Genomic DNA, 17,695 nt, shown 5'->3' on the forward strand with positions numbered 1-17,695 from the left:
ATTGATTTCAATTAATATTTGCCCAATTATATTATTAGTTTTTTTAATACTATTCGTCCAGTGCTTCCTAAATACCACTCTTTATTTTTCCTTTTCCTATTCCCTTATCACTGTTTTTCTTTTACCCAGCGATCATTAAACCTTTCTTAATATAAAATAACAATCTTTTCTTCATAAATTTTTCGTTTCTTTCATAAAAATGTATTGTCATAGACCAAATTGGACGATGAGAGGAGGACATTAAGGTGTCTTCAGAAAATCAAACAAATATTCGCTTTTCACTGAAAGAAACTGTCTGGTTCCAAAAAGGACAGGAAGTTAAAGAGGTAAGGTCACTCTCGTTAAATCCAGACATTACTATACAGCAATTTGAGGAATATGTTCAAGTTAAGGGTGTCTTAACCTTAGAAGGTAATTACACACCTGATTTATCAAATCAAGGTGATTATTACTCATTAAGGGAATTAGCACCTTCAAGAATGATCGAAAATGTAATCGTTCTTGAAGATGGAAGTTGTGATTTGAATCATCAGTTCCCTGTAGATATTTCAATTCCATTAACTAGGATTACTGATCTTGAAAATCTTTGTGTTTCAGTAGAGACATTTGATTATCAATTAGCTGAAAAAGGTAGTATTCAAATTGCTGCTGATTTATGTATTTCTGGATTACATGACCATAATAGAGCTGTAGAAACTTATCAAGAACAAAGAGGGTATGAGCAATATAATAGCTACGCATACGAAAATGAATATCGCTCAAGTAATGAAGAAAATGCAGGTTATGAGTATCAGGAAGAAAGAGAGCAAGAAGAACAATTCCAGTTCTTTCATCAGCCAACCTCGGAACAGGAAACAAGTGAACAAAATAATCTTTACGGCAGTGATTGGATTCAATCCCTTGAAGAGAATGATGAGGAAGAAGAACAAGACACATATCCTGGGCAACCTACTTACTTAGAGGTTTTTCAGCCTGAAGAAGTAGTTGAAGATCGAGTCGAAGCAGTTGAAAATGAAGTAGAACATTATTATGAGCTAGAAGAAAGCGATGAACAAATTTATGAAGAAGAACAAGTAGCAGAACAATCTAATGTTGAAATGATGGTCCAGGCAGAGCAGTTTGAACAGTCAGAACAGTTTGAGGAACAGTTTGAAGAACAGTTTGAAGAACAATCAGAACAGTTTGAGGAACAGTTAGAAGAACAAGTAGAACAGTTAGAAGAACAATCAGAAGCTCAAGAAGAATATGAAGAAGTATTTAGAGGCTTTAATATATCAGCTGAAGCAATAGAGCCCAAAGCAATGGAACCACAAGCCATGGAACCACAAGCCATGGAACCACAAGCCATGGATACAACCCCAAGTTTCTTAATGAATAATAATGATGCAGAAGATAGTCAAAGTGAAAATGATGCACAGGTATCTAACGATGTTAATAATACGTATAATGAGCGACCTAGTTTCTTGAATAATGATTTTAATGTACACAGTTATTTAAACAATTCATTAAATAGTAGACCTAGCTTCTTAGATAATGATTTTAGTACTTTGCAAAATGCTAGTAACGAAAGCAACGCACAAAAAGAAATAGAAAAATATGAAGAGCTATATAATCGAACTTTAGAGCAAAACTATCAACCATATGTTAATCAACAATTTCAGCAAGCACCATTTGCATATAATCAAAATCAGCAACAATTCTATCAAAATCCATTACCTCAAGTAAATCAAGAAAATACTTTTGAGAATCCAAATGATGTACGTCAAACACCACCATATTATGCTGATTATTATCAAGCGCAAGTGGAGCAGCAAGAAGCACCGCCTGAATTACCAAAAGTAGAAATAAAAGCTGATCCAATTGGTAAAAAAGAAGAAAAAGAAGAAGTAAGCGAAGTCAGAAGTGTTAAAAGTGACAATCTACTTTCAAGTTTGTTTTCTGGCGAAGGAAGAGAAGATTCTTATACTAAATTAAAATTATATTTAGCTCAAAATGGAGATACAATTGAATCTGTAGCTAAAAAATATAATCTACAAACTCAGCAGTTGAATCGAGTTAATAACTTGAATGATGAGTTTCTTTCGGAAGGGCAAATCATTTATATACCTGTAGCTGCTATAAAACAATAACAATATGGTGAGAGCTTTGTATTAGTTAAGACACTTGTCTACTAATACAAGGCTTTTACGCATTTAGGAAAGTGAGAGTGACGCATCTTGTATAGAAAACCTAAAGATGATATAAGCGTCATTTTAGCACAGTATCATATAGTACCAAATTATTTTGAAACTGTTGGCAAGGTAGTTAAAATCTATACGAATCAAGGTGTATTCGCATTAAAAGAGGCAAATGTGAATCGAGTTTATAGAAATAATTTGATTGAAAATGTACGTTCTTTACAAGATAAAGGTTTTCGAAATGTTGTACCAATCTATCATACCCAGAGTGGAGATTATATTGTTGAGTTTAATACGAAGCATTACTATTTAATGCCGTGGATTGAAGGTGTTGATGAAAAGTCAGATGAGAATTTACATTTTCAACGAATGTTTACTTCACTAGGTAAGATGCACAATAGTACACAAAAAGAGAAAAAGGTAGATAAAGATCAATTACAAATCCATTATGATACATTAACTAAAAGGTGGAGTAAAGATAAAGAAGTATTGGAAAATTTCATTGAAGTTGCAGAAGATAATTGGTATATGTCACCTTATGAACTAAGCTATTGTACGTATTTTCATAAAATATTAAGTGCACATCAATTTGCTAAAGGACAATTAGATGAATGGTTTAAAAAAATGAAGGAAACCGAAAATACTAGAGTTGTCATGAACCATGGAAATTTATCTATTTCTCACTTTCTTGTAAATAAAAGAGGTGAAGGTGTCTTTATTAATCTAGAAAATGCACAGGAAACTACACCAATTCAAGATTTAACGAACTATTATAAGAATTCTTTTAAAACATATCCTATTCAGCAATCTGATCGTAATAATTGGCTTAAAATGTATGAGAAGAATTTTTCATTAAGAGAAGAGGAAAGAATGTTATTTTTAAGCTATATGGCATATCCAACTCAGTTTTCTTCCAAAATTTCTAAATATTTAAAGCGATCCGGGGTTAATAATGAAAAAGACAATGTAAGAGATTTATTAAATGCATACTGGCATATGATTAATATTGAATATTTTGTCTCTAAAATACAAGAGGATATTGAAGCAGAGAAATCTATAGAAGGTTTGTGAAGAGAGAAAATAAAAACATCTATCCTAAAAATGTATCACTGCATTAATTTTAGCAACATGGATAGATGTTTTTAATATTTTATTTTACATGACGTTTTATAGCATTTACTACACTTTTACGTACAAAATCCTTGTCCGTAATATGATCCTTTGAAAAAGAGATTCGAACATTATCTTCTTCAGTTCCAAATAACTTAGAAAACTTACTAGATGTCTCTTTTTGTTTTTGATTAAGTTGAAGGATTAAGTCGACTGTTTTGTCAAAGCTTAAATAATTAACTTCAACCTCTTCTAATTTCCCACGGAATTCACCATTCATTGGGTAAAATTCAAATTCTTGAATAATTTTTCCATATTTCTTTTTGTTTAAACTATCTCTTAATACAAATCCTTCTTCTTGAAGTGCCTGAATGACCGTTTTTAATCCTACTGAAGGAACTACTTGAACGCCATCAGCATCATATTGGTCAACAGCTTTTTCTATTTCTAAATGAGTTTTAATCCAAATATGGGATTTGTGAAGTGATACTGGTGTATTTTCAGATAAGGTGAAAAAGAAAGGAATAACAACTTCTTCATTTGCATTTATTATACGATCAACTGATACGATAAATTTTTGTAAAGTACCATTCTTATTAATAATCTTATCATTTGATTCAACTTGAAATTCAGTCATAACATGTAAAAAGACGGAATCTAGTTCTTGTTTAACTCGACCACCTTTTATATATAATTCACCCTTTACTCGTTCTCCAGCTTGATATTCTGTTTTTTCAAGCTTTGTATCAATTCTCGTTCCACCAATTCCGAGAACACGAGCTAATGTATTTTTAAATAAACCCATGTATATCCCCCTAAAAATTATATCTACATACTATATAATTATCGCATAATTAAATAAGTACTAGTATACCAGAATGTTAAATAATCATTACAATTATTTGTCGTATTTTTTTTATGTATTAAAAAATGTGGTACGATATTGACACATATTGAATAATCTAGAAAGAAATTAGAAATAATGTTGACTAAGCTTAAGTAAATTTTGTAGACTATTACATATATTCATAATGAAATGCAATGATAGGGAAGAGTACAACGAACTAGTTCTTCAGAGAGGAAACCATTTGGTGGGAGGTTTCTAGAAAATAGAGTTGGAATGTCGCCCTTGAGCAGTGACTTCGAAAGCAAAGCTTTTGGTGATTAGAAGTTACCGGATGATCCGTTATCTTTTTAAGTGTGTCAGATAAAACAAAAGTTTTTTTCTGACAAAAAAAGGTGGTACCGCGAATTCAACTCCATTCGTCCTTTTCAAGGATGAGTGGAGTTTTTTTATTTTTCAATAATTATTAGAGGAGATGAATCCGAATGGAAACTACAAAAAAATCATTACCAACAAAATATGATCCGAATTTAGTTGAAAAAGATCGTTACCAATTTTGGTTAGATGGGAAATTCTTTGAAGCACAAGTGGAATCAGAAAAGCCGAAATATACAATCGTAATTCCTCCACCAAACGTAACTGGAAAATTACACCTAGGTCATGCTTGGGATACAACATTACAAGATATCTTAACTCGTACGAAACGAATGCAAGGTTATGATGTACTTTATTTACCGGGTATGGACCATGCTGGTATTGCTACACAAGCAAAAGTAGAAGCCAAATTACGAGAAGAAGGCTTATCAAGATATGATTTAGGACGTGAAAAATTCCTAGAAAAAGCTTGGGAGTGGAAAGAAGAATATGCTTCTCACATTCGTTCTCAATGGGAAAAAATCGGTTTAGGTTTAGATTACTCTCGTGAACGATTCACATTAGATGAGGGTCTATCTGATGCAGTTAAAGAAGTATTCGTTAAGCTATACAACAAGGGATTAATCTATCGTGGTGAATATATCATCAACTGGGATCCAGCAACAAAAACTGCTTTATCAGATATCGAAGTTATTTATAAGGATGTTCAAGGTGCATTCTACCATATGCAATATCCATTAACAGACGGAACTGGAAAAATTCAAATTGCAACTACTCGTCCTGAAACAATGCTTGGGGATACTGCTATTGCGGTTCATCCAGAAGACGAGAGATATAAATCAATGGTTGGTAAAACAGTTACACTTCCTATCGTTAATCGTGAAATTCCAATTATCGCTGACGATTATGTTGATATGGAATTTGGTACTGGAGTTGTAAAAATTACACCTGCCCATGACCCTAATGATTTTGAAGTTGGAAACCGTCATGACTTACCTCGCATTCTTGTAATGAATGAAGATGGTACGATGAATGAAAAAGCAGGAAAGTACAATGGTATGGATCGCTTTGAATGTCGTAAACAAATCGTTAAAGATTTACAAGAGATGGGTGTTCTTGTTGAAATCGAAGAACATTTGCATTCTGTAGGTCATAGTGAACGTAGCGGAGCGGTTGTTGAGCCATATTTGTCAACTCAATGGTTTGTTAAAATGCAACCACTAGCTGATGCTGCAGTAGCATTACAAAATTCAGATGATAGCGTAAAATTTGTACCGGATCGTTTTGAAAAAACGTATCTACGTTGGATGGAAAATATCCGTGACTGGTGTATTTCACGCCAATTATGGTGGGGACATCGTATTCCGGCTTGGTACCATAAAGAAACTGGTGAGATCTATGTAAATCAAGAGCCACCAGCTGATATTGAAAATTGGAATCAAGATAACGACGTTTTAGATACTTGGTTCAGCTCAGCATTATGGCCATTCTCAACTTTAGGTTGGCCAAATGAAGAAAGTAAGGATTTCCAAGCTTACTTCCCAACAAATGTATTAGTAACTGGTTATGATATTATTTTCTTCTGGGTATCACGAATGATTTTCCAAGGGATTGAATTTACTGGTAAACGTCCATTTAATGATGTTTTAATTCATGGCTTAGTACGTGATGAGCAAGGACGTAAGATGAGTAAATCGCTTGGTAATGGTGTTGACCCAATGGATGTTATTGAGAAATATGGAGCAGATTCATTACGTTACTTCTTAACAACAGGAAGTTCACCAGGCCAAGATTTACGTTTTAGTATTGAGAAAGTTGAAGCTACTTGGAACTTTGTAAACAAAATTTGGAATGCTTCTCGTTTTGCTTTAATGAATATGGAAGGTTTCACATATGAAAATATCGATTTAACGAAAGAAAAATCTGTTGCTGACGAATGGATTTTAACTCGTTTAAATGAAACAATTGAAAGTGTAACAGCTTTAATCGATCGTTATGAATTTGGTGAAGTTGGACGTGTACTTTATAACTTCATTTGGGACGATGTTTGTGACTGGTATATTGAAATGGCAAAGATTCCTTTATACGGTGACAATGAAGATGCAAAAAATATGACTCGTTCAGTTCTCGCTCATGTATTAGAAAGTACAATGAAGCTTTTACATCCATTTATGCCTTTCGTTACTGAAGAAATTTGGCAATCTCTACCACACCAAGGGGAGTCTATTACAGTTTCTGCTTGGCCAACAGTTAGAGAGGAATTAACAAATAAAGAAGCTTCTGAAACGATGAAAATATTAGTTGAGTTAATTCGTTCAGTTCGTAATATTCGTGCAGAAGTAAACACGCCAATGAGCAAAAAAGTTCAATTAATGATTTCTGCAAAGGATGAAACGATTGCAGCTGCATTAGAAGAAAATCGTTCATATATTGAGCGCTTCTGTAATCCAGAAGAATTAACAATTTCTACGAACCTAACTGCTCCAGAAAAATCAATGTCAGCAGTAATTAGTGGGGCTGAGCTTTATCTTCCTCTAGAAGGTTTAATTAATCTTGAAGAAGAGAAAAAACGTTTAGAAAAAGAATTAGAAAAATGGACTAGTGAAGTTGAACGAGTTCAAAAGAAACTAAGTAACCAAGGATTTGTAGCGAAAGCGCCTGCAGCAGTTATTGAAGAAGAGCGTCGTAAAGAAAAAGATTATCTTGAAAAACAAGAATCTGTAAGAGCTCGAATTGCAGAACTAAGTAAATAAGTAGTACCGATTTTAAAAAGTTAGTAAAATAAAAACGACGAATTGAGTTAATGATTCGTCGTTTTTTACTATAAAGGTAGGGTTAAGATGGTTAATACATATAAGGAAGCACTGAAATGGATGTACAACAGAACAAAATTTGGCATTGTACCTGGACTACAAAGAATGGAAGAAATGCTAGTTAGACTAGGAAATCCTCAGTTAAGTGTCAAAGCAATTCATGTCGCAGGAACGAATGGAAAAGGTTCTACAATTGCTTTTCTTCAAAGCATTTTATTAGATGCAGGGTATAGTGTAGGAACTTTTACATCACCATATATATTAGATTATCGTGAACAAATTATGTTCGGCGGTGAAATGATTAGTGAACAAGAATTTATTCAACTAGTAAACTGTATGATTCCAGTGGTTGAAGAAGTTGAACAGTTACCTTGTGGTGCTCCAACTGAATTTGAAATTATTACAACAATGGCTTTTTACTTTTTCGGAAAAATGAAAGAACATGATATATTTTTAGTAGAAGCTGGTTTAGGTGGGTTAGAGGATTGCACAAATGTAATGACACCTCTAATTAGTATTATTACGAGTATTGGCCATGATCATCAACAAATTCTTGGGGAAACAATTGAAGAAATCACTAAGCATAAGGCAGGAATTATTAAAAAGGGAATTCCAATTGTTACAGCAGAAATGAAAGGAGAAGCTTTAACTATTATTCAAAATGCCGCAATCAAAAATGAAGCTGATTATTTTGAATATGGTAAGAATTTTTTTGCTTCTCCTTTGAAAGATCCACATTATGAAAAGTTTAATTACAAAGACAATGACAGGTTAATTGAAAATATTGAGTTATCAATGCTTGGGCACCATCAAATAAGGAATGCTTCCTGCGCAATCTGTGTTGTTCAATTATTACAATATAAATATGGAATGAAGTTTAATGAAGAGAATATCAAAAGAGGATTAAAACTAGCTCAAAAAGCAGGTAGATTAGAACTAATAGTTTCTAATCCTGTCATTTATATTGATGGCGCACATAATGTTGAAGGAATTAAAAGTTTAGTGGAGACGATGAATAATCGTTTTCTTGATAAGCAAATAAAGATTCTGTTTTCTGCCTTGAAAGATAAAAATGCCCTAGAGATGTTAAATGAATTACGAGAAATAACAAATAAAATTGTAATGACAACTTTTGATTTTCCTAGAGCGATGAATAAAGACGAATTAATTTCGAATGCTAATAAACTTAATATAAAATATGAAAGTGATTTATCTATTGCAATCGATAAGAATTTAAAGGATTTACAGGAAAATGAGATCCTGTTAATAACCGGTTCTTTATATTTTATCTCAGTAGTAAGAAAATATTTGCTAAAAAAATTCGATTAGAATTGTAAAGGAGGGCCCATAGTCTTGATTAGTAAGCATAGTAATAGGTTGATTTGGATTACATGGATTGTTCTAATGCCTATCATATTTTATTATGCTAATATGGTTTGCCCTCTTGTACATATAGATCGTTCAAATTTTTTCATTATAATCGCGTTATTTCTAATTGTAGCGAATATGCCGATTAAAATTAATGATGCTACTTTTTCTTTTATTTTCGGAATATCAATATTGGTTTTTTTATCGTATGGTTTAGTTGCAGAACTTTTAATAAGTCAATTAGCCTATTCGATTCTGTATATAAGATTGAGTATTACAAAAAAAACTCTCTACCGAATGCCGCTTAATTCGTTAATGTTTGCACTATGTTCCATTGGTAGTGCGCTACTTTATTATTTAGTTGGGGGAAAGATTGAACCTATTGGGACTAAAGAAATATTGGACAGCTTAATACCAATCCTCATTTACACACTTGCCTCTTTTTGGATAAATCAAATCGGTATTTATTTTATTACGATTTACTTGTATAAAAGAAAAATGAAATTGATTAATAGGGAATTTAAGTGGGATTTGTTTATCTATCTATTAATGTATCCAATCGGAATAAGTCTTTATTTAATGTTAGAGACAAAAGGATATATTACGATCATTTACATAACGATATACTATATTATCTTAATGATTATTTTAAACTCTTTATCCTCTGCTTTAAATATGAACAAATATTTACAGAAAACGATGAAAATAAGCCAAAAACTGTCTCAAAGAATGGAAGAAGAGGAAGTAATCGATGAGTTTTTTGAACAATTAACTACTTTAATTCCAGTTTCTTATGGAATTTTATTTATAGTTGAAGATCAATCGCTTAAATTAAAAAGATATTTTCAATATACATGTGATGAAAAACTATATACTTGTCCTTACTTTGATACGCTTGAAGGCTCGATATCTGAAAAAGTATTTTTTGAAAAAAGAAGATATAGTTTTAACAGACGATCACAATGGTACACAAATGATCATATGAAATTTTTAGAAGCAGAAAGTTTATTATCCATCCCAGTTATAAAAAATCAAAAAGTAGTTGGTGTACTCACAATTGCATCAGAACAAAAAAATGCTTTTAAAAAGTACCAAGTAGTTCTAATCGAAATACTTGCTTTATACCTCGCAATTGCGATTGAGAATGCAAGGTTTTACTTACAAACAAAAATCAGAAGTGAAACTGATTCTTTAACCGGATTATATAATCTTGAATATCTCGAATCCAAAATTAAAGATGAATTTGAACGGTTGAAAACCTTCAAGATAAAGTCAATTTCATTACTTCTTATTGATTTAGATTATTTTAAAAGAGTGAATGACGAATACGGTCATCAAGCAGGTAATGAAGTATTATTTGAAGTTGCAAGACGGATTAAAATGGTAGTGAATCAAAGTGGTTTAGTTGCTCGTTTTGGTGGAGAAGAATTTTCAGTACTGCTTGTAAATCATAGTGAAAGAGAAACATATGATATAGCAGAAGAAATTAGAAAATCACTTGAAATTATTCCATTTTACATTACAAATTATATGACGAACGAAGATGAACAGATTAAATTAACAGTAACAGCAAGTATAGGTGCAGCAATTGCACCATTTGTGGCGAGAGAACCGTCAGACTTAATTAGATGTGCAGACAGAGCCATGTATTCAAAAGCAAAAAATTCCGGAAGAAATAAAGTGGCATTGTATAGCAAATAACCACCGGGAATCCTACGGTGGTTATTTATTTATGTAGTTAAAAAATGGGCAAGTTTTTGTAATTTTTTGTTGCACGATACCTGTTAGCCCTCGACAAATGTCGGCGTGTTTTTCTGGAATTATATGTTAGTATTTTTTTACGTTTAAAAATAAAGTAGTAGGAGGATTCATATGGACAAGTCCTCAAAGATATCAATTAAAATTAATGGCGAGGAAAAAGCGTTTAAAGAAGGTGACGTGACTTCCAAAGATCCGCAGGTAGAGGAGAAGAATGGGGAATTTGGATGGGTTTTACCGACCCCTGATGGGTTAGGGAAAAAAGTAATCGTTTTAGATGATGTTAAAAAGAAGAAAAAGATTAAGCCAGCGCAAAAGGTGAAGGAGAAAAAGAAGATTTCTTTTTTTACAAAAAAGTCACCTTCGAAAAGTATTATTATTTCAATTATAGGTGCAAGTTTAATAGGACTATGCTTTGGATTTGTATTTTTAGGGATATTTAAACAATCAAAGCCAGATGCACTTAACCCAACTAAAAATAGTGTATCGGTTTCTGGTACAGCATCGAATCAAGTACAAATGAAGATTCCAGCAGTGAAGTTTGATCTAGCACAAGTTGGAATGTATAAAAGTATGGAATCAGCGAAGAAAAATGAAAAAGAAGTATCAACAAATGGTTTTACCCCTGTCATTTATGAAAAAAATAACAATTATTTCGTCGTTATTGCTTTAAGCGGGAAAGATAGCACATTTCTAGCAGATGAAGTTAAGAAAAAATTAAAAAGTACTTATTTAAAAGAAGAAACAATTGGCGGACAAGTATACAAAGGCCCAAAGCAATCAGTAGATATGTATAAAGCTGAAGTAGAAACATTTAATTTTATGTTATCATATTTAACAAATCAAAACTTTAATAATGAAAAGCAGCTTGAACAAATAAGCTCAACGATGTTAATTCTGAGCAAGCAAAAAGATTATATTAAAAATAAGCAATTACAAAATGGACTTAAGCATTTACAAAACATCGAAAAAGTTCTGTCCTCAAATAAGAAACAAAATCTAAATAAAGTAACCCAATCAGTCCAATATGACATGTTATCCTTATTTAAAATATTAAAAGAACAAAAAAATACACTAACAAATTAAATTTTGTTAGTGTATTTGATGTGTTGAATTTTAAAAAGATCAAAAAGGAAAATGCACTATAAGTGAACAGTTATATGATTAAATAATCATTTTTTGATGAATTAGTTGATTGGAATGGAGGGGGGCTCGACTCCTATGGGAAATGCGGGAAGCCTGAGACCCCACAGGAACGAACGTGACGAGGAGGCGAAAGAATCTCGCCTCAAGGAAAGCGAGCATCCCGTAGTGGAAATCATCAAGACATTACTTATTTAATTGACAGCTTCTATTTTCGGAAAAAGTGAAAACACTGACAAATTATATTTTTTTGTAAGTGTATTTTTTATTACAAAGTGAATGAAAGAAATTAATAATTATCATTAAAAACTTCTTATTGTAATTTATATCTATTCAAATTTTAAACAAATTTTATTATGAAAAGACTGGATTTTGACATAAAATATTTTAAAATGAAATTTTATTATTAGGGTATTTTAATACTTAACAAAACTTTCATTTTTATTACATTTTAATAACGAATAGGCAACGAAAAGTGTTTTTTACTAATTTGTGTTATAGTGATTACTTGGGTAGGATAGTCATGTATCCTTCCTTTTAAAATAAAATAATAGGTGAATGAAATGAAAAAACTTATATTAGCCTCTGCATCTCCTCGAAGAAAAGAACTTCTTAGCATGTTAAATATCCCTTTTATCATTGAAACTAGTGATGTTGAAGAAGTAATGGAGCAGAATTTGCAGTCTTCTGAGATTGTAATCAAATTGGCGGAAGAAAAAGCTATAGATGTATCTAATAAATTCCCAAATGCAGTAGTAATCGGTGCTGATACAATCGTTACTTATAATGATAAAAAACTAGGTAAGCCTACCTCAAAAGAAGATGCATTTGCAATGTTAAAAATGCTATCTGGAAAAACACACGAGGTTTTTACTGGCGTTTCTATTATTAATGAAGGTAAAAGTAGTAGCTTTTATCAATGTACAAAAATTACCTTTAGTGAGCTAAGTGATCAAGAAATAATTGATTATATCAATACTAATGAACCGATGGATAAAGCTGGTTCTTACGGCATACAAGGATATGGCGGAACATTTGTAGAGAAAATAGACGGCGACTATTATTCTGTTGTTGGACTTCCGATCAATCAAGTTAAGAAAAAACTAAGAGAATTAAATTTTTAACTTTTGATTTGAGGTGATACATTGTCAATTTCGCTTCTCATTAAAGATTTTCCGAAAGATGAAAGGCCAAGAGAGCGATTATTAAAATTTGGTCCCGGTAGTTTGTCTAACCAGGATTTACTGGCGATTTTATTAAGGACAGGGACAAAAAATGAATCGGTTTTAAAAGTTTCAACTGAACTTTTATTGAAATTTGATGGACTAAGATTACTAATGAATGCGTCTGTTGAAGAAATATCAAATATTAAAGGGATCGGTGAAGCGAAAGCTGTACAGTTAATTGCTGCATTTGAATTAGGAAAAAGGATTAATCGTCTTCAATATGACGAAAGATTCATTATTAAAAGTCCAGATGATTGTGCTAATTTTATGATGGATGAAATGCGATTTCTTGAACAAGAGCATTTTGTATGTTTATACTTAAATACGAAAAATCAAGTTATTGCCCGCGAAACTATTTTTAAAGGTAGTTTAAATGCTTCGATTGTCCATCCTCGTGAAGTTTTTAAAGAAGCTTTTCGTAGATCTGCAAGCTCGATTATTTGTTTACACAATCATCCAAGTGGGGATCCAACTCCAAGTCGAGAAGATATCGAAGTAACAAAACGATTAGTTGAATGTGGAAAAATAATTGGAATTGAATTACTAGACCATATTATAATTGGTGAACATAAGTATGTCAGTTTAAAAGAAAAAGGTTACGTTTAAGGGTGTTCATTAGTAGCTAATTGTTTTATAATGTAAGTTATGGATAAAAACCTGTTATTTACTAACGATAAGAGAATATAGTATAGATACATTAAATAAGAATTTAAGTTGTACGTTTTAGAAAGGAAGATACATATGTTTGGATTAGGTGGATTTACTCGTGATTTAGGAATAGACTTAGGTACAGCGAATACTTTAGTCTTTGTAAAAGGAAAAGGAATAGTAGTTAGAGAACCTTCTGTTGTTGCTTTAAGGACGGATACGAAACAAATTGTTGCTGTAGGTAATTCAGCAAAACTAATGATTGGTCGTACTCCAGGAAATGTTGTTGCAACTAGACCAATGAAAGATGGTGTAATTGCTGATTTTGAAACAACAGCAACAATGATGAAACACTATATTGATCAAGCTCAAAAAAGTAACGGATTTTTCTCACGTAAACCTTACGTAATGGTATGTGTACCATCAGGTATTACTGCTGTTGAAAAAAGAGCCGTTATCGATGCAACAAGACAAGCTGGTGCACGCGATGCTTTCTTAATTGAAGAACCGTTTGCTGCTGCAATTGGTGCTAATTTACCGGTTATGGAACCAACAGGTAGTATGGTTGTTGATATTGGTGGAGGAACAACTGAAGTTGCAATTATTTCATTAGGTGGTATCGTTACAAGTCAATCGATTCGTACTGCCGGAGATGATATGGACGAAGCGATTATTCAATATATTAAAAAGAACTATAACTTATCAATTGGTGAACGAACTGCCGAACAGTTAAAGCTTGAAATTGGTTCAGCTATCAAAACTGAATCAGATGAACAAATGGATATTCGTGGTCGTGATTTAATTTCAGGTTTACCTAAAACTATTACAATCCATGGAGAAGAAATTGCAACAGCATTAAGTGATACAGTTGCGGCAATTGTTGAATCCGTAAAAAATACTTTAGAGAAAACACCACCTGAGTTAGCAGCAGATATTATTGATCGTGGAATCGTACTTACAGGCGGTGGAGCACTTCTTCGTAATATTGATAAAGTAATTGCTCAAGAAACAAATATGCCTGTAATAGTTGCAGAAGACCCTCTTGACTGTGTTGCAATGGGGACAGGTAAAGCATTAGATAATATCGATATTTTCAAAAAGAATTTTGGTGCAAATTCAAATCAATATCGATAAAATTGAATGAAAATGGTTAAAAAATAAGCTAGTTTTCTAAAAAAGTGAACTACTATATAAGTTCTTTAATAAGAAGATTAGTAAAAATGTGTAATCCTCACTATCATTAGTGAGGATTACACGCATGAAATAGCTGGAACAAAAAGTTGAATTGTTATAAGAGGGTGTAAGAATGCCACAATTTTTTCAAAATAAACGTTTAATGATTGTCTTAGCTGCTATTATCTTACTAGTGGCACTTCTAGGTTATTCTTTAAGAAGTAATAGAAACCTTTCAATTCCTGAGCAGTTTATTAAAGATACAGTAAGTTTGACTGAAAAAGTATTTAATAAGCCCGCACAACTTATTGCGGGTTTATTTAATAATATTGCGGACTTAAAAGATACATATGATGAAAATCAAGTTTTGAAAAGTAAGCTCGATAAATATGTTGAATTATCTGTTCGTGAGAAAGCATTAGAAAAAGAAAATAAAGAATTAAAAGACATGATTGGAATCAAAAAAAGTTTAAGTGATTATGATACATTTCAAGCAACAGTAACTATAAGAGATCCGGATAAATGGCAACAAATCATTACCATTGATAAAGGGTCAATAAGTGGAATTGAAAAAGAAATGGCAGTTATCACTTCTAAAGGCTTAATTGGTAAAGTTAAAAATGTTTCTAAATTTTCATCAACTGTACAATTATTAAGTTCTTCAGATCGTACTAATCGTATTTCTGCTAAAATTCAGCAAAAAGATACGGTTTTTGGTTTGATAGAAGGTTATGATGTTGAGAAACAAGCTTTATTATTCAAACGAATTCCTTCAAATGCAAAAGTAAAAAAAGGACAAATAGTCGTGACTTCAGGTCTTGGAGGTGTTTTCCCAGCTAATCTACCAATAGGTAAAGTTGAGGAAGTTGTGCCTGATGAACATGGGCTAACTCAAACAGCGTATATTAAACCGCAAGCAGATTTCAATGACATCAATCATGTGCTAGCTGTTAAGCGTTCAATTGATCAGCCACAGAAAGGAGAGTAATTAGTAAATGAGTAAGTTTGGTTTACCTCTCCTTTTGACATTTCTGTTTATTTTAGAAAATATTTATGTATCAACTGTATCGCCAAACATTCTTGGTCACAATGCGATTATTGTTCCGCATTTTTTATTTTTTGGTTTATTATTTATTACATTATATTACAATCCGAAGAAGGCACTAATGTATGGTGTTATCTTTGGATTCATTTATGATATTGTTTATACAGAGATTATAGGTATCTATTTAGCTGCTTTTCCTTTATTTATCTTTTTAATAAGTCAAGCAATTAAAATACTTTATGCGAATTTATTTGTTCGAAGTATTCTTGTTTTAATATGGACAGCAGCCTTAGAATATTTAGTATACGGATTAAATGCGTTGTTCGGATTTACTAATATGAATAATACATACTTTTTGAATCATCGATTATTACCGACATTATTACTGAATGCACTATTTATATTAATTTTTGCATATCCTTTCTCATCATTATTAAGAACAATTAGTGAAAATAATGAGGAAAAATAAAGGATTTTTCGGGTGCATGTCGAATTATACAATCGGGGTGAACACTTATCATGGAACAGAGGCAACAATATGTTACAATAAAAGGTACGAAAGATGGTCTAACACTGCACCTCGATGATACATGTTCTTTTCAAATTTTAGTAGATGAAATTGAAGAAAGACTGTCTACCCACTTGTTTGAGAGCAATGATCGTCCCTTACTTGCAGTTCGTTTAAAAATAGGAAATCGTTTTTTATCTCCCGAACAAGATGAAATTATTCGTTCAATTGTTCGTAAAAAGAATAATCTTGTAGTTGAAACAATCGAAAGTAATGTGATTTCAAAGCAAGAAGCTATTGAATGGATGAAAAGGGAGGAAATTGTACCTATTTGTAGAATGGTAAGATCCGGTCAGATTCTCCAAGTGAAAGGTGATTTACTGTTAATCGGTGATGTTAACCCAGGTGGAACTGTTATTGCGGGTGGAAATATCTTTATTATGGGTGCACTAAGAGGTACTGCTCATGCCGGTTTTAATGGTAATAAGGAGGCAGTTATTGCGGCATCAATAATGAGACCAATGCAGTTGAGAATTTGCAGCATAATGAACAGAGCACCGGATCATTATGGTGATGAAGGCAATGAGATGGAATGCGCGTATATAAACGAAGACAGCCAAATCATTGTCGATCGCATACAATTTCTGACTCATCTTAGACCTAGTTTGACAAGGTTAGAAAGGGGCATGATGTAACTGTGGGAGAGGCTATAGTAATTACATCTGGTAAAGGTGGAGTTGGTAAAACAACTACATCAGCAAATTTAGGAACAGCATTAGCGATGTTTGGAAAAAAAGTGTGCTTAATTGACACTGATATCGGCCTACGTAACTTAGACGTTGTCATGGGTTTAGAAAACCGCATCGTCTATGATTTAGTGGACGTTGTTGAAGGTCGTTGTAAAACGCATCAGGCATTAATAAAAGATAAGCGTTTTGAATGCTTATATTTATTACCTGCTGCACAAACAAGTGATAAAACTGCTGTTTCTCCTGAACAAATGAGAGAGCTTGTTGATGAATTAAAAAAAGACTATGATTATATATTAATAGACTGCCCTGCTGGTATTGAGCAAGGATATAAAAATGCAGTAGCAGGTGCAGATAAAGCGATTGTTGTCACAACTCCTGAAGTTTCTTCAATTCGTGATGCAGATCGTATTATTGGATTATTAGATCAAGAGGATATTGAGCCTCCTAAACTAGTAATCAATCGTATTAGAAGTCATATGATGGAAAATAAAGATAGCTTAGATGTTGATGAAATTACAACAATGTTAGCTGTAGATTTAATTGGTATTGTCCAAGATGATGAAAACGTTATTAAGGCAACAAATAGTGGTGAACCTGTAGCATTGAATCCAAATTCAAAAGCTTCTATTGCATATAGAAATATTGCAAGAAGAGTGCTAGGGGAATCTGTACCATTACAATCATTAGAAACTGAAAAGAGCATTTTCTTTAAAGTGAAAAAATTATTTGGTATTCGATAACACTTCGTAAATAGC

The 17,695-nt window shown here is 32.3% G+C and carries 14 protein-coding genes and 1 other annotated feature; of the genes, 13 read left to right on the forward strand and 1 reads right to left on the reverse strand.

Annotated elements, in window-relative coordinates:
• Positions 1-245: 245 nt before the first annotated feature.
• Both RAH41_RS03670 and ysxE read left to right on the forward strand, forming a co-directional pair.
• Positions 246-2,129, forward strand: a complete 1,884-nt coding sequence (locus RAH41_RS03670) for a LysM peptidoglycan-binding domain-containing protein (protein WP_331220737.1) — start codon at positions 246-248, stop codon at positions 2,127-2,129.
• A gap of 87 nt (positions 2,130-2,216) precedes the next feature.
• Positions 2,217-3,248 carry a spore coat protein YsxE gene (gene ysxE, locus RAH41_RS03675; RefSeq protein ID WP_331220739.1) on the forward strand — a complete coding sequence of 344 codons (1,032 nt, stop codon included), beginning with the start codon at positions 2,217-2,219 and terminating at the stop codon, positions 3,246-3,248.
• 79 nt (positions 3,249-3,327) lie between these two features.
• Here ysxE and RAH41_RS03680 read toward each other — a convergent pair whose 3' ends face one another.
• Positions 3,328-4,092 (reverse strand): sporulation protein, encoded by a 765-nt coding sequence (locus RAH41_RS03680; RefSeq protein ID WP_331220741.1) that lies wholly within the window; start codon positions 4,090-4,092, stop codon positions 3,328-3,330.
• A 227-nt stretch (positions 4,093-4,319) separates the two neighbouring features.
• Positions 4,320-4,561: a binding site (T-box leader), on the forward strand.
• A gap of 55 nt (positions 4,562-4,616) precedes the next feature.
• On the opposite strand from RAH41_RS03680, the gene RAH41_RS03685 reads away from it, so the two are divergent.
• From RAH41_RS03685 to minD, 11 genes are all read left to right on the forward strand, one after another.
• Positions 4,617-7,259, forward strand: coding sequence for a valine--tRNA ligase (locus RAH41_RS03685; RefSeq protein ID WP_331220744.1), 2,643 nt, complete (start codon positions 4,617-4,619; stop codon positions 7,257-7,259).
• 87 nt (positions 7,260-7,346) lie between these two features.
• Positions 7,347-8,648, forward strand: coding sequence for a folylpolyglutamate synthase/dihydrofolate synthase family protein (locus tag RAH41_RS03690; protein ID WP_331220746.1), 1,302 nt, complete (start codon positions 7,347-7,349; stop codon positions 8,646-8,648).
• A gap of 24 nt (positions 8,649-8,672) precedes the next feature.
• The gene (locus tag RAH41_RS03695; RefSeq protein WP_331220748.1) at positions 8,673-10,388 is read left to right on the forward strand and encodes a sensor domain-containing diguanylate cyclase; all 1,716 of its coding nucleotides are present in this window, start codon (positions 8,673-8,675) and stop codon (positions 10,386-10,388) included.
• Positions 10,389-10,559: 171 nt separating this feature from the next.
• Positions 10,560-11,531 carry a hypothetical protein gene (locus RAH41_RS03700; RefSeq protein ID WP_331220751.1) on the forward strand — a complete coding sequence of 324 codons (972 nt, stop codon included), beginning with the start codon at positions 10,560-10,562 and terminating at the stop codon, positions 11,529-11,531.
• A 620-nt stretch (positions 11,532-12,151) separates the two neighbouring features.
• On the forward strand, positions 12,152-12,712 hold the full coding sequence (locus RAH41_RS03705; RefSeq protein WP_331220753.1) for a Maf family protein: 561 nt from the start codon (positions 12,152-12,154) through the stop codon (positions 12,710-12,712).
• Positions 12,713-12,733: 21 nt separating this feature from the next.
• The gene (radC, locus tag RAH41_RS03710) at positions 12,734-13,420 is read left to right on the forward strand and encodes a RadC family protein (protein WP_331220755.1); all 687 of its coding nucleotides are present in this window, start codon (positions 12,734-12,736) and stop codon (positions 13,418-13,420) included.
• A 135-nt stretch (positions 13,421-13,555) separates the two neighbouring features.
• On the forward strand, positions 13,556-14,596 hold the full coding sequence (locus RAH41_RS03715; protein WP_331220757.1) for a rod shape-determining protein: 1,041 nt from the start codon (positions 13,556-13,558) through the stop codon (positions 14,594-14,596).
• A gap of 172 nt (positions 14,597-14,768) precedes the next feature.
• Positions 14,769-15,623, forward strand: coding sequence for a rod shape-determining protein MreC (mreC, locus tag RAH41_RS03720; RefSeq protein WP_069035182.1), 855 nt, complete (start codon positions 14,769-14,771; stop codon positions 15,621-15,623).
• 7 nt (positions 15,624-15,630) lie between these two features.
• Positions 15,631-16,149 (forward strand): rod shape-determining protein MreD, encoded by a 519-nt coding sequence (gene mreD / locus RAH41_RS03725; RefSeq protein WP_331220760.1) that lies wholly within the window; start codon positions 15,631-15,633, stop codon positions 16,147-16,149.
• Between the two features lie 47 nt (positions 16,150-16,196).
• Positions 16,197-16,883: a septum site-determining protein MinC gene (gene minC, locus RAH41_RS03730; RefSeq protein ID WP_088014420.1), complete on the forward strand. Its 687-nt coding sequence runs from the start codon at positions 16,197-16,199 to the stop codon at positions 16,881-16,883.
• A 2-nt stretch (positions 16,884-16,885) separates the two neighbouring features.
• Positions 16,886-17,680 (forward strand): septum site-determining protein MinD, encoded by a 795-nt coding sequence (minD, locus tag RAH41_RS03735; protein ID WP_331220761.1) that lies wholly within the window; start codon positions 16,886-16,888, stop codon positions 17,678-17,680.
• Positions 17,681-17,695: the final 15 nt, after the last annotated feature.

The organism is Gottfriedia acidiceleris, assembly GCF_036421055.1.
Lineage (GTDB): Bacteria > Bacillota > Bacilli > Bacillales > Bacillaceae_G > Gottfriedia > Gottfriedia acidiceleris_C.